Origin of the sequence: Vibrio sp. St2, assembly GCF_947311885.1 — a bacterium.
Classification (GTDB): domain Bacteria; phylum Pseudomonadota; class Gammaproteobacteria; order Enterobacterales; family Vibrionaceae; genus Vibrio; species Vibrio coralliilyticus.
In genome coordinates, this window is sequence record NZ_CAMZNA010000005.1 from 222,551 (window position 1) to 242,971 (window position 20,421).

General features: G+C 44.7%; 17 protein-coding genes and 1 tRNA gene. 12 read left to right on the plus strand and 6 right to left on the minus strand.

All coding sequences use genetic code 11. The features are described 5' to 3' along the window. The first annotated feature begins 557 nt into the window (after positions 1 to 557). On the plus strand, positions 558 to 1,196 hold the full coding sequence (locus QMA41_RS16520; RefSeq protein ID WP_006962953.1) for a YchE family NAAT transporter: 639 nt from the start codon (positions 558 to 560) through the stop codon (positions 1,194 to 1,196). Between the two features lie 51 nt (positions 1,197 to 1,247). Continuing rightward, positions 1,248 to 2,090 (plus strand): ion transporter, encoded by an 843-nt coding sequence (locus tag QMA41_RS16525; RefSeq protein ID WP_006962954.1) that lies wholly within the window; start codon positions 1,248 to 1,250, stop codon positions 2,088 to 2,090. 102 nt (positions 2,091 to 2,192) lie between these two features. Here QMA41_RS16525 and asd read toward each other — a convergent pair whose 3' ends face one another. After that, positions 2,193 to 3,308, minus strand: a complete 1,116-nt coding sequence (gene asd / locus QMA41_RS16530; protein WP_281630186.1) for an aspartate-semialdehyde dehydrogenase — start codon at positions 3,306 to 3,308, stop codon at positions 2,193 to 2,195. Positions 3,309 to 3,756: 448 nt separating this feature from the next. Here asd and nhaC point away from each other — a divergent pair, with 448 nt between their 5' ends. Then, on the plus strand, positions 3,757 to 5,190 hold the full coding sequence (gene nhaC / locus QMA41_RS16535) for a Na+/H+ antiporter NhaC (RefSeq protein WP_019275259.1): 1,434 nt from the start codon (positions 3,757 to 3,759) through the stop codon (positions 5,188 to 5,190). Positions 5,191 to 5,237: 47 nt separating this feature from the next. Here the strand turns inward: nhaC and QMA41_RS16540 are convergent, their stop codons facing one another. Continuing rightward, a complete protein-coding gene (locus QMA41_RS16540) occupies positions 5,238 to 5,666 on the minus strand; it encodes a VOC family protein (protein ID WP_006962957.1) in 429 nt (142 codons plus the stop codon). Positions 5,667 to 5,883: 217 nt separating this feature from the next. On the opposite strand from QMA41_RS16540, the gene QMA41_RS16545 reads away from it, so the two are divergent. Continuing rightward, a complete protein-coding gene (locus tag QMA41_RS16545; RefSeq protein WP_065741421.1) occupies positions 5,884 to 6,486 on the plus strand; it encodes a class I SAM-dependent methyltransferase in 603 nt (200 codons plus the stop codon). Between the two features lie 58 nt (positions 6,487 to 6,544). Here QMA41_RS16545 and QMA41_RS16550 read toward each other — a convergent pair whose 3' ends face one another. Continuing rightward, on the minus strand, positions 6,545 to 7,777 hold the full coding sequence (locus tag QMA41_RS16550; RefSeq protein WP_043008778.1) for an Hpt domain-containing protein: 1,233 nt from the start codon (positions 7,775 to 7,777) through the stop codon (positions 6,545 to 6,547). A gap of 109 nt (positions 7,778 to 7,886) precedes the next feature. Then, complete coding sequence (gene yejK / locus QMA41_RS16555) at positions 7,887 to 8,888, minus strand: nucleoid-associated protein YejK (protein ID WP_006962961.1); 1,002 nt, start codon at positions 8,886 to 8,888, stop codon at positions 7,887 to 7,889. 85 nt (positions 8,889 to 8,973) lie between these two features. Between yejK and QMA41_RS16560 the strand changes: the two genes are divergently transcribed. From QMA41_RS16560 to QMA41_RS16570, 3 genes are all read left to right on the plus strand, one after another. Next, positions 8,974 to 9,198 (plus strand): YejL family protein, encoded by a 225-nt coding sequence (locus QMA41_RS16560; RefSeq protein ID WP_006962962.1) that lies wholly within the window; start codon positions 8,974 to 8,976, stop codon positions 9,196 to 9,198. 27 nt (positions 9,199 to 9,225) lie between these two features. After that, positions 9,226 to 11,031, plus strand: a complete 1,806-nt coding sequence (locus tag QMA41_RS16565; RefSeq protein ID WP_281630187.1) for a DUF3413 domain-containing protein — start codon at positions 9,226 to 9,228, stop codon at positions 11,029 to 11,031. 53 nt (positions 11,032 to 11,084) lie between these two features. Continuing rightward, positions 11,085 to 11,161: transfer RNA gene (locus QMA41_RS16570), tRNA-Pro, on the plus strand. A 158-nt stretch (positions 11,162 to 11,319) separates the two neighbouring features. On the opposite strand, the gene QMA41_RS16575 is transcribed toward QMA41_RS16570, so the two are convergent. After that, positions 11,320 to 13,233, minus strand: a complete 1,914-nt coding sequence (locus QMA41_RS16575; RefSeq protein ID WP_281630188.1) for a methyl-accepting chemotaxis protein — start codon at positions 13,231 to 13,233, stop codon at positions 11,320 to 11,322. 426 nt (positions 13,234 to 13,659) lie between these two features. Between QMA41_RS16575 and nrtS the strand changes: the two genes are divergently transcribed. From nrtS to QMA41_RS16595, 4 genes are all read left to right on the plus strand, one after another. Then, positions 13,660 to 13,899, plus strand: a complete 240-nt coding sequence (gene nrtS, locus QMA41_RS16580) for a nitrate/nitrite transporter NrtS (protein ID WP_019275264.1) — start codon at positions 13,660 to 13,662, stop codon at positions 13,897 to 13,899. A gap of 2 nt (positions 13,900 to 13,901) precedes the next feature. Continuing rightward, on the plus strand, positions 13,902 to 14,831 hold the full coding sequence (locus QMA41_RS16585) for a methyl-accepting chemotaxis protein (protein WP_006962965.1): 930 nt from the start codon (positions 13,902 to 13,904) through the stop codon (positions 14,829 to 14,831). Positions 14,832 to 14,868: 37 nt separating this feature from the next. Further along, entirely contained in the window at positions 14,869 to 15,588 is a 720-nt protein-coding gene (locus tag QMA41_RS16590) for an EAL domain-containing protein (RefSeq protein WP_043008788.1), read from the plus strand. Positions 15,589 to 15,755: 167 nt separating this feature from the next. Further along, entirely contained in the window at positions 15,756 to 16,505 is a 750-nt protein-coding gene (locus QMA41_RS16595) for an antibiotic biosynthesis monooxygenase (protein WP_281630189.1), read from the plus strand. Positions 16,506 to 16,566: 61 nt separating this feature from the next. On the opposite strand, the gene QMA41_RS16600 is transcribed toward QMA41_RS16595, so the two are convergent. After that, on the minus strand, positions 16,567 to 18,621 hold the full coding sequence (locus QMA41_RS16600) for an ATP-binding protein (protein ID WP_281630190.1): 2,055 nt from the start codon (positions 18,619 to 18,621) through the stop codon (positions 16,567 to 16,569). A gap of 167 nt (positions 18,622 to 18,788) precedes the next feature. On the opposite strand from QMA41_RS16600, the gene QMA41_RS16605 reads away from it, so the two are divergent. Next, positions 18,789 to 20,144, plus strand: a complete 1,356-nt coding sequence (locus tag QMA41_RS16605; protein ID WP_281630191.1) for a sigma-54 dependent transcriptional regulator — start codon at positions 18,789 to 18,791, stop codon at positions 20,142 to 20,144. The last annotated feature ends 277 nt before the right edge of the window (positions 20,145 to 20,421 follow it).

The window sequence follows — 20,421 nt, forward strand, 5'->3', positions numbered from 1 at the left end:
GTTTCTTAGTAAATTGCTTTCAGAGCTGATTATATTATTTCAGGTTGTGAAAAAAATTGACCCAGATCAGTTCTGAAATATTATTTACCTACTAAGTGGTATCCCACATCAAAAATAAAATCTAACTAGTTGAATTTTAAAAAATAAAAAGAAATCCAAACACGAAATAAATTTACAACTATTACGTATCTCAGATATCGAATCGCACACAAACTGTAAAAAAGTTTCATTTCTTGACCATCAACTTACATGTGGTCCACTAATGTTGTGCTACTAAGCTTATATCCAATCGTAAATGAGGCACTATAGTCCCTCCTTTTTTTTACCAAAAATGTGCAAATGTTAACGTTTGTGTAAATCGAAGGAAACTGCACACATATTGTACGTAACAAAGTATGTCATTAGTGTTTACGTTTCTGTCAGGAATTAGATTTTCTCAGTAATGAATTCAGATTAGCTTTAGATTTTTTCATTCGTGACTCAGCAAATTTTCGACTATATTCCGCCTATCACTCTGGTGATCCTGTTCTGGTCTTTACTTTGTGTAGGCAAACGCAATGCAAACGTTCGAAATCGCAATTTTTTTACAGTTCTTTCTGGGCTTAGTCGCAGCCGTTAACCCTGTCGGAATCATGCCTGTGTTTGTTTCTCTAACAGGCCATATGACGCTGGAAGAAAAACATAAGACCGCAGCAACTGCTAATCTCGCCGTCGCCGTGATTCTAATCGTATCTCTACTGGCAGGTCAGATGCTGCTCGATATGTTCAGTATTTCACTGGATTCATTCCGTGTCGCTGGTGGCTTACTTCTACTTAGTATCGCCTTCTCAATGATGAGCGGTAAGTTAGGTGAAGATAAGCAAAACAAACAGGAGAAGTCCGAGTATGTCAGCCGCGAACAAATTGGCGTGGTTCCTCTGGCTATGCCGCTGATGGCCGGTCCCGGTGCTATCAGTTCTACTATCGTTTATGGTGCACGTTACCCGACCATGCTGGATACCGTCGGCATCATTATTACCGTCAGCTTATTCTGCCTTTGCTCTTGGTTCCTGTTCCGCTCTGCGCCGTTGATTGTACGTTTTCTTGGTCAGACAGGAATTAACGTTATCACAAGGATCATGGGCTTGATTCTCGGAGCACTTGGCATTGAATTTATCGCCAATGGCTTACGTAACTTATTCCCTGGATTAGCCTGACAAGAGTGTTGCAGGTATGATTAGCGCTATCGATTAAAAGGTAGTACCGTCATGCCACGCAAATCCCTGAAACACCATCTCTATATCATTATTTTTGGCACGCATACCAAGGCTGGGCGTGCCTTTGATATCGCATTAATTATTGCGATTCTTTCATCGCTACTGGTACTGGTTCTGGAATCAATTCCAGCGGTCGCATCCCAATGGCGAACAGAGCTGCGTTACTTGGAATACACATTCACCGCTCTCTTCACTATCGAGTACCTGCTGCGCCTTTATTGCTCTCCAAAACCCGTGGCTTACGCAAAAAGCTTCTACGGCGTCGTCGATCTGTTGGCTATTCTGCCAACATACCTAGCGTTTTTCTTTCCGTCTGCGTCATTCATGGGTGTCATCAGGTTGCTACGCGTAATGCGAATATTCCGCGTACTTAAGTTGGTGCGTTACCTGCAAGACTCCAATATTTTGTTGCGCTCATTGCTCATGGCGAGAAGAAAGATCTTCATCTTTTTCAGTACGGTCGCCATCCTTGTTACCATCTTTGGCGCGCTGATCTTTGTCATTGAAGGGCCGAAAAACGGCTTTACTAGCATCCCTAAAAGTATCTACTGGGCAATCGTCACCATCACAACTGTCGGATATGGTGACCTTGTTCCTCAAACCAATTTGGGCAAAGCCGTTGCATCCATCACTATGTTACTTGGTTACTCTATATTGGCCGTGCCGACAGGGATCATCACCGCCGAGCTCAATCAAGAAATGCGCACCCACAAGTCTTTGGTCAAATGCCCAAACTGCTCTAAGTCAGGACATGAGTCAGATGCTATGCATTGCAAACATTGTGGAAGTGAGTTGGCCGATCCTGACCAAAGGATAGTCGTCGAAGAAGACTAGAAAATAGACAACAGGAAAAACGAAAGGGTTGACGTTATACGTCAACCCTTCCTTTATACAAATCTTGCAACTCAAGAATGAGATGGTTCTTCGCTTTGAAAACTATGCTTTTTCAGCAAGGATGATGCGTAGTGTGCGACGCAGTGGTTCTGCCGCACCCCACAGCAGTTGGTCACCTACAGTAAAGGCATTAAGGAAGTCATCACCCATCGCCATCTTACGTAGTCGGCCGACAGGAATCGACAGCGTACCAGTCACTTTCGCTGGTGTTAGCTCTTCTGCAGTGATGTCGCGATCATTCGGAATCACTTTAACCCAATCATTATGGGTAGCGATCATCTCTTCGATCTCATCCATTGGTACATTTTGCTTAAGCTTGATGGTCAGCGCTTGAGAGTGACAACGCATTGCGCCGATACGCACACAAGTGCCATCAATTGGTACTGGCGCATCTTGGAAGCCGAGAATCTTGTTCGCTTCAACGCCCGCTTTCCATTCTTCTTTACTCTGACCATTATCGCGCTTCACATCGATCCATGGAATCAAAGAGCCCGCCAGTGGCACACCAAACTTGTCCGTTGGGAATGAGCCGCTGCGCATGGTGTCAGCCACTTTTTTATCGATATCAAGAATAGAGCTTGATGGGTTTGCTAATTCTGAGCTTACTGAGTCGTTGATAATGCCCATTTGAGAAATCAGCTCACGCATATTCTGCGCACCCGCACCAGATGCGGCTTGGTAAGTCATCGCACTGGTCCATTCAACCAAGCCTTTTTCAAACAGGCCACCCAAGCCCATAAGCATCAAGCTCACTGTACAGTTACCACCAACAAACGTATTGGTGCCACCATGGATGCCTTGTTGAATCTGAGCCATGTTCACCGGATCAAGAGTGATGATTGAGTCTTGAGCCATGCGCAGCGTTGATGCCGCATCAATCCAGTAGCCTTTCCATCCCGCCTGACGAAGTGCAGGGTAGACTTTCTCTGTATAGCTACCACCTTGACAGGTAACAACTGCATCAAGCTGTTTTAAACTTTCGATGTCAAATGCATCCTGTAGGAGACCTGCTTCTTTACCAAGATTTGGAGCAGGGATACCTACCTGAGAAGTGCTGTAAAATACCGGCTCAATAAGGTCGAAATCTTTTTCTTCAACCATGCGCTGCATAAGCACTGAACCTACCATGCCACGCCAACCGACTAAACCTACTCTCATTCTCAACTCTCCGTGTACAATATTTAAAAAAGGAATTCCTCAATATTTCAATTTTCCCAACAAAATCTCAAGGAAAAATTCACTTATTTCTGTAACTTTTGCATCCTTTTTTTAAATATCTCCACCAAATGGCTTTTTGTTGCTTCTTTGCTCACCAGTCACAAGTTACAACAAAACATGCGAATTAATGTACATAAGAGAGATTCACGTGCTACATACCATTCACAAAACAACTCATTTCAAACCATTAAATTTAACCATTTTTAATATTTTTAACTAGCAACAAATACATCAATAGATTTAAATCACATAGGAGTTGTATTTGTTCGAAATATTATTCTGAGTCATGTAAAGTGCATCCAGTACCCAAATGAGTAAACACTCTCTATATGTTCCTTCCCCATACACATAGGAGCATATGGCATATAACACATATAAGAGGCTCTGCATGACGCAACTCACTCCCCGTTTACCAAGCCTGCTGCAAGTTATCGCTGCGCTTGGTTTGTTTTTGCTAATGGCTTTCTCTTTCACAGCCCAATTGGATTTGCCTATTCAGCTAGCACTCTACATAGGCTGGTTTGTCATCATGATTCTTGGTGTTCGTCTCGGTCACCAGTATAAAGATTTAGAAAAAGCAGCGCTTAATGGCATTTCTAATGGTCTAGGTGCTGTTTTAATTCTTCTAGCGGTCGGCGCTTTGGTCGGCACTTGGATTTCAGGCGGTATTGTTCCAACCATCATCTACTACGGCCTGAAAGCGATTCATCCGTCTATCTTCCTTCTGGCGACCATGATCATCTGTTCCCTGACCGCACTTGCAACCGGAACATCGTGGGGTGCAGCTGGTACTGCTGGTATTGCCATGATGGGTATTGGCCAAGGTCTAGGCGTTCCTGCACCAATCACAGCAGGTGCTGTTCTGTCAGGTTGTTACTTTGGCGATAAAATGTCTCCGCTTTCGGATTCCGTAATTTTGGCATCATCAATGTCTAACGTTGAAGTCGTTGAGCACATCAAAGGTATGCTGCCGATTGCTCTGATCAGTTACATCATCACTGGTATCATGTTTACTGCTTTTGGCTTCCACTACGCCGGTAATGTTGACATGACACAAGTGCAGTCAGTCATCGATGCCATGGAAAGTCAGTTCTACATCACGCCATACTCGTTCGTCCCTGTCATGATCGTACTTGGCCTGTTAGCGATGCGCATGCCGTCTTTCCCAGTGATCAGCTTTGGTTCACTACTGGGGATTATCTGGGCGGTGATGATTCAAGATGTTGACTTCCTTCAGGCATTTAATACTGCGTGGGCACCATTCCATATCGAGTCTGGCGTTGGGTTTATCGACTCAATTCTCAACCGTGGTGGTATGTCTTCTATGTTAGGTTCTGTCGCTGTGATCGTCTTTGGTCTGGGCTTTGGTGGTCTATTGGACAAAGTCGGCGTATTGGAAACCATCGCCAAACTGTTTGAGCGCCGTGTCCAGAGTTCAGGCTCACTGGCAACCAGCACTATTGGTACTGCTTTCCTAGGCAACGTGTTTGGCTCTGCGATGTATGTTTCCCTGATCCTCACTCCGAAGATCTGCGCGAAAAACTACGATCGCCTTGGCTACAAGCGTAAGAACCTGTCACGAAATGCCGAATTCGGCGGTACACTAACATCTGGCATGGTTCCGTGGAGTGACAACGGTATCTATATGGCAAGCATCTTAGGTGTCGCCACACTTTCATACGCGCCATTTATGTGGCTAAGTTTTGTGTGTATTTTGGTAACGATTATTACCTCGTACATGGGTTGGTTTGTCGATAAGTGCGAACCCACAGCTCCAGCAAGTGCAGAAGAGACACCAGAGTTAAGCAAACAAACCGCTTGATAGATAACCAAAAAGAAAAGCGCCAAAACGGCGCTTTTTTATTAACTCTATAACGAGTAATCGTTCTTCTGTTCTGGTTGCTCTGAGAGGTACTCTATAAACTCAAATTGCAAGTTATGATCATCCATATAATAGGCGTTCTTGCGATGAGGGTGTTCATCTCCTCGATGATCGACAAAATAGCCTTGCTTAGCCAACCTTGCTTCCATCGCATCTAGATCGGTTACCACTATCCCAACGTGCTTAACCCCAGTGAATCGTGTTTGCCAGTCCGGCGCCTCCCCTTTTCCTGTTGAAGAAAGTGCTATGTAAGAGTTTTCATCACCGACGTGACACCACTGAATCGTCTCACCCTGACCATTAACGTATTCACCTCCACCACGGATTCGCCATTCAGGTAAAGCCGTCGTTAGCAGTTTCACCGTTTTGTTTGGATCAACAACACCAATATTTGCGTGCTCAACATAGCCTTTCATAATTCAGTCCTTTTGAGTAATTAGATAGTTAATTTAAGAATCAGCGCGTTACCGCCTAATCTTGTCTTCACTGATTTAACTCTAATTCCTCAAGTTAACTTTAGGTAAAGTACTTTTTTAAATTTAATTCGATTGAATGAAGGCGGAGGAAATACTCGCTTGCACCAACAGTGAAAACGGGTAACCTGAATCTATCATCCTTTATTTTCTGAGCATTATGCATCTTGCCGATCGCTTGAAAATCTACCTATTCCATAAAGAAAGAATTCGGCGTTGGAATGGGACAAATCATAAGGTGCAAGGCTGGTCCAGCCATGAAGAACAACAAGTGCGCTTCGAGACTTTCGCCCGAAACATGAAGTTCAAAGGCAAACGTGTGTTGGATCTCGGCTGTGGGCTGGGAGAGTTGTATGACTACCTTTCAGAGAACCAACGCCCTGGGTTTTATCTCGGTTTCGACCAACATTGGTCTTTCCTTCACCAAGCTAGAAAGCGGATAGGCTCCTCACAATGCCGATTTAAATTCGCCGACATCAGCCGAGCAACCTTACCGGAGATGGATATCATCGTCGCCAGTGGATCGCTGAATTACCGAACGAAAAACCCAGACTATCTGAACGAAATGATCATGCGTATGTTCTCTGCATGCAAAGAGGCAACTATCTTTAATCTTCTTAACATTGAGGCATTTCCTGACCAACAGGTATTGCAAGCCTATAACAAGCTTGAGGTATTGCAGTTTTGCCAAACAGTAACACCTAATGTCACTTTAATTGACGATTACTCTGACGCTGACTTTACTTTGGTACTTAGAAAATAAAACAGAGAGCCTTTGCTCTCTGCTGTATTTATATCTCGATTTCAACTAATTAGTTGAATCAACCATTAACATCTTGTTCGTTAAGAAACGTTTGTGCTTCAAGAATCGCCTTATCCAAACGAGCTTTGAGCTCATCCAGCAAACCTGACACAGAACCAATGTCATCTTTAATTGCCTGCTCAACCTTACCTGCTGATTCACGAAGTTTTAGTGCGCCTAAATTACCACCAACCCCCTTTAGACTATGGGCTTTACGCAACGCTTCTTCAGGAGAGTCATTGAGCAGTTGAGTGATTCGTTCAGCGTCTCCAGTATGGTCATCGACAAATACCTGTAGCAACATACACACCGATTCGTAGTCATTTCCCAATGAATCAAGCATGCCGTCTAAATCAATCTCTGGACCATCGTCCAACGCAGCGGCTGCAGTAACCATGGGTGCTGATTCTTTAGCTGTTTCAACTATAGATTGAACCTCTTTCTGAGAGTTATCTGCAACTTTTTCTGAACGCTCAACCATACGTTGGACTCCTGTAAATCGATAAGTAATGAGCATCATCGCTAGCAAACAAATTCCGCTAAAAATGACACCGCCAATGACGAGATTACGCTGCTGCGACTGATATTGCGATTCGACCACATTGATCTGGGTGTGAATGGAATGTGTCATCATTTTCTCGATGACATAACTTCCTTGCGCGTAGCTACCCAATACAGCTGAAGTTTGTGAAAGCAATTGTTGAAGATCTTGCTTTTGCAGCGCTGGAAGAGATTCAGATGCTACGTAAAGCTGATCAAGCTCGCGGAAAACCTGAGGATTGGATCTGTTGGAGCTGAACAAAGCCTCTAAAACATTCGCACTCAAATGGTAAGAATGTGACATCAGCTCATTGTTGTCTTGGTATTTTGCGCGAATAAACCGAACTTGGTCCACCAACGAAATTAAAGCAAGTTCATTATCAAGGAAGACTTTGGTCTGCTCTATAAATCGATCGGTGGTATAAAGCAGTTGGTTAATGTCTGGTGTCAGCCAGCTCTGCTCATAAGTCGCTTCAATTTGGAGGCGAAGAGCGTAGATAAGCTGTAAGTTGAGAGACTGGCCATCGGTCAATTCCGCTCTGTAGGCAGGTTCTTGAAACAAGGAATACTTAAGTTCATCTATGCTATTACTCAATTCTCCGACTTGGCTCATTGTCATTACGTTTGAGCGATAGCTTAGAGACAGCACTGTTGTCCCTATCACCCAGACAACAATAATCAACCAACTCAGCTTGAGCGCTTTGCGTTCCATGTCATGCTCGTCTTTGAATAAATTCCATAATTACAAGCATATACGCAAAGTTTGAGAAAGGTAGGACTAAGTGCATATTTCTTCGACTTAGTCCTGATTTAGTGAGGAATTAGCGGTTGCGTGTCAGCTGATCACGCAGGTTTGGTGGCGTACCTTTGATCGTCAGTGTATCGGTTTCTGGATCATAAAAAATACGCTCGCCAAGCAGCAAGCTGTCAAAGTTAATCGTTAGGCCACCGCCTGCGCCAACATATTTAGTCAGTTTACGTACTGCCGTTCTGTCGCCTGGGAAGCTTTCTTCAAGTTCATAACCTTGTTCCTGCGTGTAATCAAGGAAGCTGGTACCATCCTGAGAAGGAGGTAACTCACCCGACAGCTCACGAACCTGAACTTCGTCACCACTTTTAATTTGTTCGTTACAGTAGTCCGCTACCTGCTTTTTGTAACTGATGGCTTCATCTTTCTCTAACTTAGAGTCTGTACAAAAATCTTCAACCGCCTGCATGAGAACTTGGTTTTGTTGCTTAGTATCGAGTCCTACTTCCGCCTGCAAGAAATCAAGGAAAAAGTCTGCGACTTTACGCCCAACTCGACCTTTAATATAGGCAAGGTAGCGGTTTGACTCTTTGTCAGTCTCATAACTGGTCAGGTCAATACGCGCTGCGATATCCATTTTGCTCAGATCTAGATAATCAGTCGCACTAATTTCGAGACCTTCTGTCACTTTTAGGCTTTCATTTGAAGGAATGATGGCAACAAAAAGGTAATCTGTCGCCAGAGACTGATATTCAGCAATGACCAGAATACCCTCATCAGCAAACGGGTACTTACTTAACTCATCTTTCAGACGGTTTGCACTTTCTTGTGAGAAATCATAGAAGCTTCTCTCACCTTTACGAAGTTCATGCAACCAGTTCTGGAATTCGCTGTCAGATTTGAATGAGCCGAACCCTTTGCCAGCTTTTGAATTAAAGACACGATGAAGCTCAGCCACTAGGTTTTCAGTCGATGCGTCATTAGCCAGAGAGTCAGCTCGGAAGTTAACAACAAGTTCGTCTGAATCGTTTTTTCGTAGCTGGTGTAAGATAACGTTTGAAAGATGAAGACTCATGATGAATTTTTATCGTCGTGTAGGTTTCAGTTGCGACGCATTGTAGGTTATCATAAGCCGCTTTACTATCACCATTAGAGTCTTTATGCCGATTACATCTAAATACAGCGACGACAAAGTTGAAGCTATTCTATCAGAAGTGGCTGCAGTGTTAGACAAACACGGTGCGGGTCCGGAATTATCTTTGATGATTGCGGGAAATATCGCTACCAATGTCTTAAATCAAAACGTTAATGCTTCACAACGTAAAGCACTTGCTGAAAAATTTGCTCAGGCGCTGTTGTCTTCTATTGAAGAAAACACTCACTAGAAAAATAAACGGACAATAGAACAGTACATGGTAGATAACGGAAATACATACGGCGAGCGCGTATCGCGTTTAGTGGGTTGGGGGCATTGGTTTGCCTTTTTCAACATCATAGCGGCCATGTTAATTGGTACCCGTTACATCACTCAGTCTCCCTGGCCCGAAACCCTTTTAGGACAATTCTATCTGGCCGTATCTTGGGTGGGGCATTTCGGTTTCCTCGTTTTTGCACTCTACCTACTGGTTCTGTTTCCGCTAACCTTCTTGATACCGTCACGCAAGCTATTTCGCTTAGTGGCGGTTTGCTTTGCCACCGTCGGATTGACGGTGCTTCTGATTGACACTCAAGCCTATCAAAAAATTAACCTCCACCTCACGCCTGTCGTGTGGGAAGTGTTGTTTAGTGAGGAAGGCAGTTCGATCAGCATAGATCTACAGCACTTGTTTGTGGTACTTCCACTGATATTCCTATTACAACTGGCGCTATCAGAGTGGGTGTGGCGTAAACAACGTCGTCTGTCTCACAAACATGTCGGTCGTCCAATTGCCGCGTTATTCTTTGTCAGCTTTATTACCAGCCATTTGATTTACGTCTGGGCTGATGCTTATTTCTACAACCCAATTACGGCGCAAAAAGCCAACTTCCCTCTTTCGTACCCAATGACGGCGAAGTCCTTTATGGAGCGTCATGGTTTATTGGATAGAGAAGAATACCTTCAACGTCTCAAAGAGAGTGAAGCCAACACAGACTTAGTTCGCTACCCTCTTGAAAAGCTTGAGTTCAACCGTAGAGCTAACCCTCTCAATGTATTGGTTGTTAGTGTTAATAACCTACGAGGTGATGTACTGACGCCACAGTTGATGCCAAATGCTGCTGAGTTTGCCTCGAACAACCTCAACTTTGCGAATCACTATAGCTCCAGCAACGATACTTTCGGCGTGTTTGGTTTGTTCTATGGCCTGCCAAGTAGCTATGTCAGCAGCATCAAAACTCAAGGTTCTCGCCCAATCTTGCTTGATACACTGCTCGATAAAGAGTACAGCTTCGGCTTGTTCAGTGGCGATAACTTCGACGATACGCTTTATGGTGAAACCGTCTTCCGTGGTCTGAACTTTACTGGCATTGCCTTTAATGACAGTACATCACCTGATACTCAAGCCATTAATGCTTGGGCAACGTGGGTGTCTCAGAAGAAGAAGCAACCTTGGTTTAGCTTTATTGAACTCACGACGGTCGATAACTTTAGCGCCTATAACGAAACAGGTAACAACACGTCTACGTTAGAGACCTTGAAACAGGGCTATCACACGTCTGTGAACAACGCCGATGAAGAACTGGGCGTGCTGTTCGAGAAGATCAAAGAACTGGATATTGGTGACTCAACAGTTATTGTCATCACATCAAACCATGGTACTGAGTTTAACGAGACTAAGACCAATAGCTGGGGTTCAAACAGTAACTACAGCCGCTACCAACTTGAAGTACCAATGATTATTCACTGGCCTGGCAAAGTTGCTGGAAAATACGATCACCGCACTAGCCACCTTGATTTATCTGTGACTCTTCTTCAGGATCTGCTGGGTGTATCTTCTAACCCATCAGATTTCAGCAGCGGTCAAAACCTGTTTGATGAACGCTCTAGAAAGTGGATACTTGCAGGCGACACAAGAGAGCTGGCATTAATCACAAATAAAGACACCACAGTGATCGATAAGTTTGGTAACTACAAATTGTATGACAATAATTACCAACGCCTGAAAGACGAAAATCCGACATTACCAGTTTTAATGCAAGGTCTGACAGAGCTACAGCGTTTTTACGTAAAAAGTAACTAAATCATAGCCTTAGTAATTGACCTCGCCGTAAATTATGGGTAGATTATTTGCATCGGACTGTAGCGCAGCTTGGTAGCGCACCGTCATGGGGTGTCGGGGGTCGCTGGTTCAAATCCAGTCAGTCCGACCATTACACCTAGAAAAAGAGAGCTTCGGCTCTCTTTTTTGTTTTTGGCTATTTGTATCCCTTATCGTGCTACGCCTCGTTAGCTCAACTCACAATAGGCTAACAATAAAAAAGCCGCCTCAATGGCGGCTTTAGAATAGTAAAACTGGGCTTAACCAGTACTAGCGCAGTTTAAACTGACCGACTATCTGTGAAAGCTGTTGGTTGTTGTTAGCCAAACCAGTAGTGCTGTCCATCGTTTGTGAGCCATTACTAGTGAGCTCGTCGACCATGCTTTGAATGGTCGTCATATTGCGGCTGACTTCTTCTGTCACCGCATTTTGCTGACTTGCTGCTGTCGCGATTTCAAGTCCAAGATCATTTATACGCACGATAGAATTAACCATACGATCCAGGCTCTCATTCACATTCTCCGTCGTCTCAGCAGTTTCCTGACAACGTTGCTTAGTGTCATCCATCGCTTTAACAACCGTTCTGGTGCCCTCGTTAAGGTTATCCAGCATATTGTTGATTTCAGAGGTACTTTGCTGAGTACGGGCAGCTAAAGCGCGAACCTCGTCCGCAACCACTGCGAATCCACGCCCTTGCTCACCTGCTCGCGCCGCCTCAATCGCCGCGTTCAGCGCCAACAGATTGGTTTGATCAGCAATCTCACCGATCACCATCAACACAGATCCTATCTTCTGCGAGTCTTCGTTCATAGCCTGAATACTTTTCGCCATCGATTCAACTTCTTCGATCAGGTCAGCAACACTGCGAACGGCACTGGCAACGACCAGTTTCGACTGCTCGGCTTCATCATTGGTTACACGAGTAAACTCCGCGGTTTGAGATGCACTTTGTGCTACGCTTTCGGCGGTTGAACTCATTTCATTCATCGCCGTTACCACTTGGGTGGTTTCCATTGCATGAGATGTCAGCACTTGAGCATTACTGTCGGTCTGCGATTTTAATAGCTCAATGTTTTCTGAAATTTGATTGGACGATTTCGACACTTCCAGCATCATTGATTGCAGGTTACCAATGAAGGTATTTACTGCCTGAGCTATCTGGCCTAAGTCATCGTCAGTTTTGACTTCAAGGCGACGTGTTAAGTCACCATTGCCCTGAGACAGATCGAGGACAGTACTCTTTAACGCTAGAATTGGACGATAGGCATAATTAAGAATGACGAACAAGATGATAAAAGCGACAACGAGTAACACCAGTGCTGTATAGAGTGAATTTTTCAGTGCTTCGTCAACTTCGGCATAAGCAACGGATTTATTCACCCCGACCAACAAATGCCAGCTGTTGTTCTCATCCAATTGAATTGTCTGGAAGAAAGCGACCTTCTCAATGCCTCCTAAACTATAATCCTTCATCCCTGTCGGCTGAGACAGCAAAGCGTCGGTCAAAGGATTTAATTCAGCAAAGTCATACAATTTCGTTTCACCGGGAACATCCACTTCGCCGTTTGAGGCAATTGTCAGACTGTTGTGGTCATATAGACCCATCATCGCACCTGGGAAAGGCGCTTTTCTGACTAGCTCATCCAATAAACTCAATTCGATATCGGCCAGCAAGACCCCTTTTAGCTGACCTTGTGCGTAAAAAGGTTCTGCAACACTCACCATCAGACTCTTGGTCAAAGCATCACTGTAGATTTCCGTGACAATCGTACCGCGCTTCTGCTTTGCAAGTTGGTACCAGTCGCGTTTACGTGGGTCATATTTGGCTAAGTCCCGCTTACCGCTGTTATTGCCATAAGAGCGGCCATCTTCGTAACCAACCAGAATATCCGATGCAGGAGAGGTGTTTGCGATCTGTCTGATCATCAATAAGATTTGGTCATCGTTGTAGTCTGGAACAAAATCAGGCGCGTTCGCCACCAGCCCAGACTTAATTGAGTCAATCCAAGTTAAGATCGTATCGCTGGTTGTACTGATTTTTAGCATCGAGTATTCATTAACCCGCTCGTGAATCGACGAAGAAATTTGTCTGTAAGAAAGGAAGCTAGAAACCGTAAGTGATGCTGTCAGTAAGAGAATGACAACAGCAACGATCCTGCCCTTAAAACTGTTTAAAACACTCATATCCTTTACCACTGTTTCATAAGTGAGACGAATGTATCATCGCAATTGCATAATGCTCCTTGTTTTCATCTAAATTTTTACGCTGATCACACTATTAATAAAGTTAACAACATCTTTCTAAGTCATTGTAAGTATTGATAGTTAATAGAAGATTAATCGTATTCGAGCCCGAAAAAATACCGTTTATCGTTCCTCGATGTTTCATGACAACTGAAGCCAGCTAAATAAGGCTTAAGCGCTTTTAGTCACCAATATCAAACAGCCTGTTCGACAAACGATCTCAACGATACATAGAACCTTTAGCTATTGAATATGCAGCAATTAGCTTTGCGTAAGTTGCCGTTGATCACTACTATCAATTTGAACGATCGTTCAACAGGGTATATGATTCACAAGAACAATAATTAATCCAAACAGAGGTTGCAGATGTATCTAGCTCAGTTTTTTAAAACCGCAGGCGAACCCGCGATACTAAAACGCTCGCTAAAGGTTTCTCTTATAGTTGGCACTATTCTTATGTTCATTAATCACGGCGACAAATTGCTCTCCAGCAACATCGACGCAACACTGGTTATCAAGATATTAATGACTTACTGCGTTCCTTTTTGTGTATCTACCCAAGCAAGCGTTTCTGCAACTCTACAATCACGAAACAAGGCCGCCTAATCATGAAATTTTCCTTTAAAAAACAGTCTCCAGATATTGTTGAGGTCAAAACCAGTCACCTCGAAGAATTAGAGCAAATCTCTGATAAGTACTCGCTATTCAAACAGAATGATCCCACCAACTATGCCAAGAAAATTCACGTCAATGCGGCCAATGTCCATAAAGCGTCACGAAGTCGCGCTGAATCTATCGAGCAAAGCTACGAACTGGTCAATCACTTTATCGAGCAATCGGAAAGCATTAATAAACTGTCTTGTGAGAGTCACCAATATTCCAGCAAAACGGCTGAAACTGCAGCCAATACCATCGATAAGCTGGAACTTTTGGAAGAACAGGTGCTGGTTTCTAAGGAAAAGATCTGTCAGTTCAGTGACCTTCTTGAATCATTAGATGAGATAAACAAGAACGTCACCCAATTGGTGGATTCCATCAAAGGCATTGCGGCACAGACAAACTTGTTAGCGCTTAATGCCGCGATTGAAGCGGCTCGAGCTGGAGAGCACGGTCGCGGTTTTGCGGTGGTCGCAGACGAAGTCCGTCAGTTAGCGAACACAGCGAACCAGTCAGCAGAGAGTATCGATACTGAAATGGCGTCGATTTCAAAAATATCAGACAGCATTTTCAATAAGCAAAAAGAAGTCGAGGACGTCATTATTCTCAGTTCAGAAGTCACTAAAGACACCATGCTAAAAATGCAGAACCTGATGGACATGTCGATTGAAAGTAAAACCTCCTCCAAAACCATCATGGATGCCATTGAAGCGCAGCTGTCAGACTCAAATACGGTTAAGCAAAACATGGAAGCCTTAGTTGAAGACACCAAGCTGTCAATCAGCCTTTCAGGTAATAACCATGAACTCGCGGAACAAATCGTCAACTCTTTATCTTATCTGGAGCTAGGTGGTCACGCAGGTCGAAAGGAAAGCGCTTAACACCGTTAGCGTGTGAGCAAATAAGGAGAGAAGCCACATGGATAAAATTGAAATGAGTGTTTCTATCTCACTGAATGATATCTTAAGTGAGCGTTCACTATCATCATATGTTCAATCTATTAGAGATCTTAAGAGCCAAACTACCTATGGACATGAAGTTTTGGTTCGTGGTCCTTCAGATTCCTTGTGGCATCGCCCCGATCAATTGTTTGCTGCAGCTCAATCACAGCAACTCAGCAGGCAATTGGAAATTGTCATCCTCGACGTTCATCTTGAAAACATTGTCGCCCACGCTCCCATAGGGTGTTACACCGTTAACCTCACTCCTAACCTATTGTTAGATGAGACCGTATTCCAGATACTTAGCCGCTATCCGCTCGCCGAAAAAATTAAGATCGAGCTTACCGAACACTTACCGATACGGGACTGGCAGCCAATAAAACAACGAATGGCTCAATTGAGGAAACGGGGCTACCAGTTTTGGCTTGATGACGTTGGCTGTGGATTCTTTGATTTGGCGCTGATCGATGAAGTTAAACCAGAGGTGGTTAAACTGTGCATAAAAATCGTCAGCAGGCTTACGTTTGATTCTACTCTGGTCGATGAAATTAAAACCGTCGTCACAGCGGTTCATGACTACGGCGGCGCGGTTTTGGCTGAAGGGATTGAAGAGCCAGCCCAACTCGATATGGCGCAGCAACTGAATATCGACCTCGCACAAGGCTATCTTTTTGATAAGCCACGGCCACTCATCTGAGGAACCACACTCCAACTATCAACTAAAGATGTATCGTTGGGTTTTTGTTCTTATTGTTCTATTTATTGAGACTATAAATCAGTTTCTGCTGTATTTATCCAAAAATACTGACAAGTATACTTTGCTTCAAGTCGAACAAATCCACCTAACTTGAAGAGGTATACCAGATGTTAAAACCACTCAACACAATCACTCGCGCTTGTTCTGCCCTTTCGCTTCTTGCAGCCACTATGGGGGCAAACGCTGAAACCACGGAACACATTCATACAAGAGCAAGCGTTATTGAGATTACCGCTCAACAGGGACAAAACACCGCCCTTGCTGACTTCCTTTCGGTTGGTGCACAGCTCGTTCAGGACAACGAACCTGACACACTGTTCTGGTCTGCACTTCAAACCGAAGATAAAAACACCTTTGTGATCTTCGACGCTTTTGGCTCTCAAGCTGCTCAGGATGCGCATTTTGCTGGAAAAATCCCGAAAGCACTGAGTGAAAGTGCTGCGACACTAGTTAAAGGTGGATGGAACGACGGCGTGCTACCTAACATCCACAATGCTGACATTATTGCTTCAAAAGTCGGCAAAAATACGCAGGAAAGTATCAAGATTGCCACTTTTATCCCCTTGAAGGCAAAGCCAGGTCAAGAACAAAAGCTCGCGGAATTACTCAAACAAGGCGCTCACATCGTAACAACGCAAGAGCCCGGCACACTCCATTGGTTTGCCATTCATTTTGGCGATGATCGCTTCGGCATCGTAGATTTCTTCGCTGATCAAGCCGGAGTTGATGCGCACTTTAATGGTGGCGTTGCTGCTGCAATGAAACAAAATGCCTCGACTCTGGTTGAAGGTGGTTGGGAGCAAGGCGTACTCGCTGGTATCCAGACTTACCAAGTAATTGAGTTGCTCCAGCACTGAGCAGCGAGACCACGTGTTCACAAGCCTGCTGGTTAAGCAGGCTTGAAATCAACACTGTCAATCAGCAAGCTTTTCGTAAAACCAGCGTAAACGTCATCCCGCCTGTGGCATTGTTTATCCCAGTTAACCTTCCTTGCATATCACGGACATTGTTCGCTGCAATCGCTAATCCAAGCCCCAGTCCTTCACCGATTTTTTTGCTAGTATAGAAAGGCTCAAACATACGCTCTAGATTATCTTGTTCCACACCACAGCCGTTGTCGATGATCCTGATTTCTACTTCATTCGATGAACAGCTCACCTCAATGTCTAGTCGAGGAAAGTCAGTATCCACCATGGCATCCAGAGCATTGCCAACCAAGTTTCCTAGTACGTGGCGCAGCCTAGCCTCTTCGCCAAGCACAATCAGCTCTCCGCTCTCGGTACGAAGTTCGAAATCCACCTTGTCCAAGCGCGCTTGATGAACTTGCAGCACTTCATCCAACGCTTCCTTGAGTGACACAGGCTGTGGAGCCTCGAGTCGCTGAAATGCAAACGACTTAAGCTGACGCGTCATCGACGCCATACGTTCAAATAACGTCATTGCCAATGACATATTGTCTTTCAGTAACTCTGTTTCACCTCTTTCGAGCAACAATTGGTTACTCGAAAATAGCGTTTTGAGCCCTGTCAGTGGTTGATTAAGTTCATGCACAATGGCACTGGACATTCTTCCAAGCGCGACCATTTTGCTCGACTCAATCAACTCTTGCTGAGCATTGTCGAGTGCTTTCGTCCGCTCTTCAACTCGCACCTGCAACATCTGGTTTGACTGTTTCAAAGCCATTTCAGCGCGTTTTCGCTTGCTAATATCAATCACAGTACATAGGTAATAGCCTCTTTCATGCCAAGGTAAAGCGCTGAGTGAGAGCATCACGGGAAAACAGCTACCGTCTCTGCGCTGACCTAAAATTTCTACTTCCGTCATTTCAGCCAAATAGGTGTGCTTATCGAAGTTTCTCAGCAGTTCTAACGTGGGAGAATCCGAACGGCTGCTGTCAAACAACTGCCATACCTTGATATGACGTGTCATCGAATCCGATAAACTAAAATACTTCTTTGCCATCGGGTTAATGTCTTGGATATGGCCACTTTCATCAATCAATATCAACCCGACATGGGTTTTACTGAGCATCACATTCAGCCTTTTCTCAGAAGCCTCCACCAGCTTTTGTATACGCTGTTGGCTAAGCAGTTTCTGATGTCGTTGATATCTGATCACCATCAGTAGCATGATGATCAAACACCCAACCACAGTACTCGCGCTAATCCAGCGTGTAGTGCGTAACATCGACTGCAAGGGAGTTAGGTACACCAACCTCCAATTGAGATCATCTAAGGTAACCGACTGAACTAAATATCTTTTTTCCTTTAGTTGCCAGGTTTCAATGCGCGTTCCATCATACAGGGTTCGGTACTCCATCATTTTTCCACTATCGAAGTGCTGATTAAACCAGGTGGATGAAAAGAAAGGGTTACTGGAGAGAAAAAACTGGCTGTCAGGATGGTGCGCCAAAATCGCCTCTCCCTGAGAAAACCATTGATCGATTAGAAGAGTCAGATCTATCTGAACCGCGACAATACCGATGATAGTCACGCCACTGTACAGGGGGGCGGCAATAAAATAATCCGAGCTGTTTGGACGGGTGGACACATGAGAAATCACGCCACGATGTTGCTGAATTTTGGCCGCGATTTCCTTGGCGCTGCCACCAGCGAGCTGACTAGATTGAACACTGGAAATTTTAAGCGTACCTTTATCGGTAAGTACATACCAACCTTTGGTGTTAGCCGCCTTGTCCAGTTGTATCAGTTGCTGCTGAATCTTTCGATAAAGCTGTTGCTCGCCGCCTAAAAAACGCACACTCTCTTCATCTTTAGTGACTAAGAAAGGCAAGTAGTCAAAACGACGTAATGTGCGGCGAACTTCTTCGATATAACCGAGAAAACGCGCTTCTGCGTGACGTTGCTTACTTTCCAGCTTCCACTGTTTAACCACTTCCTCACTTACAATCTGAATCAAGCCTATCAGCAAAAGGGCAACGGCAAACAAGCCATATCGTTGTGGAGCCACCATAGCAATTTCATCCTTTATCACTTATTGAGGCCACACATACTAGGTTTTGACGAATTACACTGCTCGGTTTTAAAACGGACAAACTAGTTGCATAAAGTGAGAGCCAGCTCCTTTCCGCCTGAGGACAATTTCCTTAACGTGACGGAAAAAAGACAACGACGTTAGATATGGAACAAGTAACTAAACACCCTATAGCGCTGATCGAGGACGACCCTATCGTTCGCCAGACGACCGCTCAATGGCTGCAACTGGCTGGTTTTGATATCACCACCTTTGACAATGGCCAGGCGGCGCTTGCCGAAATTACTCAGCATAAGTTTATGGCGATCATCAGTGATGTTCGTTTACCGGGAATCAACGGCCTAGAATTGCTACAGCAGGTGAAGCAACAGGCTCCGGGAATTCCGGTGATCCTCATTACCGGGCATGGTGATGTCGATATGGCAGTCAAGGCCCTTCAACAGGGCGCCTACGATTTCATCGAAAAACCATTTGAGCCGGAGCGCTTAGCGCACACCGTCAACCAAGCCATCCAGCCTTATATCGAATCTCAAAAGTGGCAATCACGACAGGCATACCTCCAACGACTTGAAGGTATTGAGCAAATATTGATTGGTCGCAGTCAAGTCATGTGCGAGCTGCGTGAGCAGGTGCAGAAAGTCGCCGATATTGACACCAACGTCATCATTTATGGTGACACAGGGTGTGGAAAGGAGCTGGTCGCTTACTGCCTGCATCACTTTAGCGCCCGACAATCGCATCCATTCGTACCACTCAATTGCGGCGCAATACCAGATAACTTGTTTGAAAGTGAGTTGTTTGGTCATGAAGCCGGGGCTTATACTGGCGCTGCCAAGCGACGCATCGGCAAGATAGAATTTGCCGACAAAGGCACCTTATTCCTTGATGAAATAGAAAGCTTGCCCTTAGCAATGCAGGTCAAGCTACTGCGCGCTCTGCAAGAAAGTACCGTCGAACGTGTGGGCAGTAATCACGCTAAACAGGTCAACTTGCGCGTCATCTCAGCCGCTAAGTGTGACTTGCTCAATCACTCTGATTTTCGCCCAGATCTGTTTTACCGTTTGAACATCGCCCAGCTGCATCTACCTGCCCTGAAAGACCGAGAAGAAGACGCCTTACTGCTGTTTGAACATTTTACTCAGGAAGCCAACCCCAACACACGACGTGCCAGCCCTGCCGATCAACAAGCGTTGCTCAGCTACCCTTGGCCGGGCAATGTTCGTGAGCTGCGTAATGTCGCAATTCGCTTCGCACTGGATGACTCACTGACCGTTGGTGACATTCTCTCTTGCCGTCCACAGGCTACCACAGCGGGTATCAAGCAAGGTTTACCACTCGCCGTTCAGATGCAGAGCTTCGAGAGAAAAATTCTCCACGACGCCTTGAGGCGCCACCAAGGCTGCATCAATGATGTGATGGAAGAGCTGGATTTACCTCGACGAACACTCAACCAAAAGATGGTCAAGTACGCACTAAATCGAAGCGACTATATCTCCTCTTAGCTTTTTCAGCCGATAGGCAAAAATCCGCTTATCTGAATGCTGCACGTCTCGGCGCCATTTACCGACTAGCAATAGTCACGCTATTTAGGGGCTGAGACGTCATTCGCTGCACTCCCTTCTTGATGAGCCATTTTTTGCTTACGGCAACCACCCCAAATAAGCAACCAACTGCTTATTTGGGGTGTGCTTTAATAAAAAAACCTTTTATTACATTAACTTAAACTTTGGCATTCTGCTTGCTCTATGTGTTTTTCCAATTTTAATAACATCTAATGAT

What these genes read in the sequence shown, in the direction of transcription:
- QMA41_RS16525 (WP_006962954.1), top strand. Translation starts at nt 1,248, where the DNA reads ATGCCACGCAAATCCCTGAAACACCATCTCTATATCATTATTTTTGGC.
- QMA41_RS16560 (WP_006962962.1), top strand. Translation starts at nt 8,974, where the DNA reads ATGCCGATTACATCTAAATACAGCGACGACAAAGTTGAAGCTATTCTA.
- asd (WP_281630186.1), bottom strand. Translation starts at nt 3,308, where the DNA reads ATGAGAGTAGGTTTAGTCGGTTGGCGTGGCATGGTAGGTTCAGTGCTT.
- QMA41_RS16575 (WP_281630188.1), bottom strand. Translation starts at nt 13,233, where the DNA reads ATGAGTGTTTTAAACAGTTTTAAGGGCAGGATCGTTGCTGTTGTCATT.
- yejK (WP_006962961.1), bottom strand. Translation starts at nt 8,888, where the DNA reads ATGAGTCTTCATCTTTCAAACGTTATCTTACACCAGCTACGAAAAAAC.
- nhaC (WP_019275259.1), top strand. Translation starts at nt 3,757, where the DNA reads ATGACGCAACTCACTCCCCGTTTACCAAGCCTGCTGCAAGTTATCGCT.
- QMA41_RS16540 (WP_006962957.1), bottom strand. Translation starts at nt 5,666, where the DNA reads ATGAAAGGCTATGTTGAGCACGCAAATATTGGTGTTGTTGATCCAAAC.
- QMA41_RS16585 (WP_006962965.1), top strand. Translation starts at nt 13,902, where the DNA reads ATGAAATTTTCCTTTAAAAAACAGTCTCCAGATATTGTTGAGGTCAAA.
- QMA41_RS16600 (WP_281630190.1), bottom strand. Translation starts at nt 18,621, where the DNA reads ATGGTGGCTCCACAACGATATGGCTTGTTTGCCGTTGCCCTTTTGCTG.
- QMA41_RS16605 (WP_281630191.1), top strand. Translation starts at nt 18,789, where the DNA reads ATGGAACAAGTAACTAAACACCCTATAGCGCTGATCGAGGACGACCCT.
- QMA41_RS16595 (WP_281630189.1), top strand. Translation starts at nt 15,756, where the DNA reads ATGTTAAAACCACTCAACACAATCACTCGCGCTTGTTCTGCCCTTTCG.
- nrtS (WP_019275264.1), top strand. Translation starts at nt 13,660, where the DNA reads ATGTATCTAGCTCAGTTTTTTAAAACCGCAGGCGAACCCGCGATACTA.
- QMA41_RS16545 (WP_065741421.1), top strand. Translation starts at nt 5,884, where the DNA reads ATGCATCTTGCCGATCGCTTGAAAATCTACCTATTCCATAAAGAAAGA.
- QMA41_RS16590 (WP_043008788.1), top strand. Translation starts at nt 14,869, where the DNA reads ATGGATAAAATTGAAATGAGTGTTTCTATCTCACTGAATGATATCTTA.
- QMA41_RS16520 (WP_006962953.1), top strand. Translation starts at nt 558, where the DNA reads ATGCAAACGTTCGAAATCGCAATTTTTTTACAGTTCTTTCTGGGCTTA.
- QMA41_RS16565 (WP_281630187.1), top strand. Translation starts at nt 9,226, where the DNA reads ATGGTAGATAACGGAAATACATACGGCGAGCGCGTATCGCGTTTAGTG.
- QMA41_RS16550 (WP_043008778.1), bottom strand. Translation starts at nt 7,777, where the DNA reads ATGGAACGCAAAGCGCTCAAGCTGAGTTGGTTGATTATTGTTGTCTGG.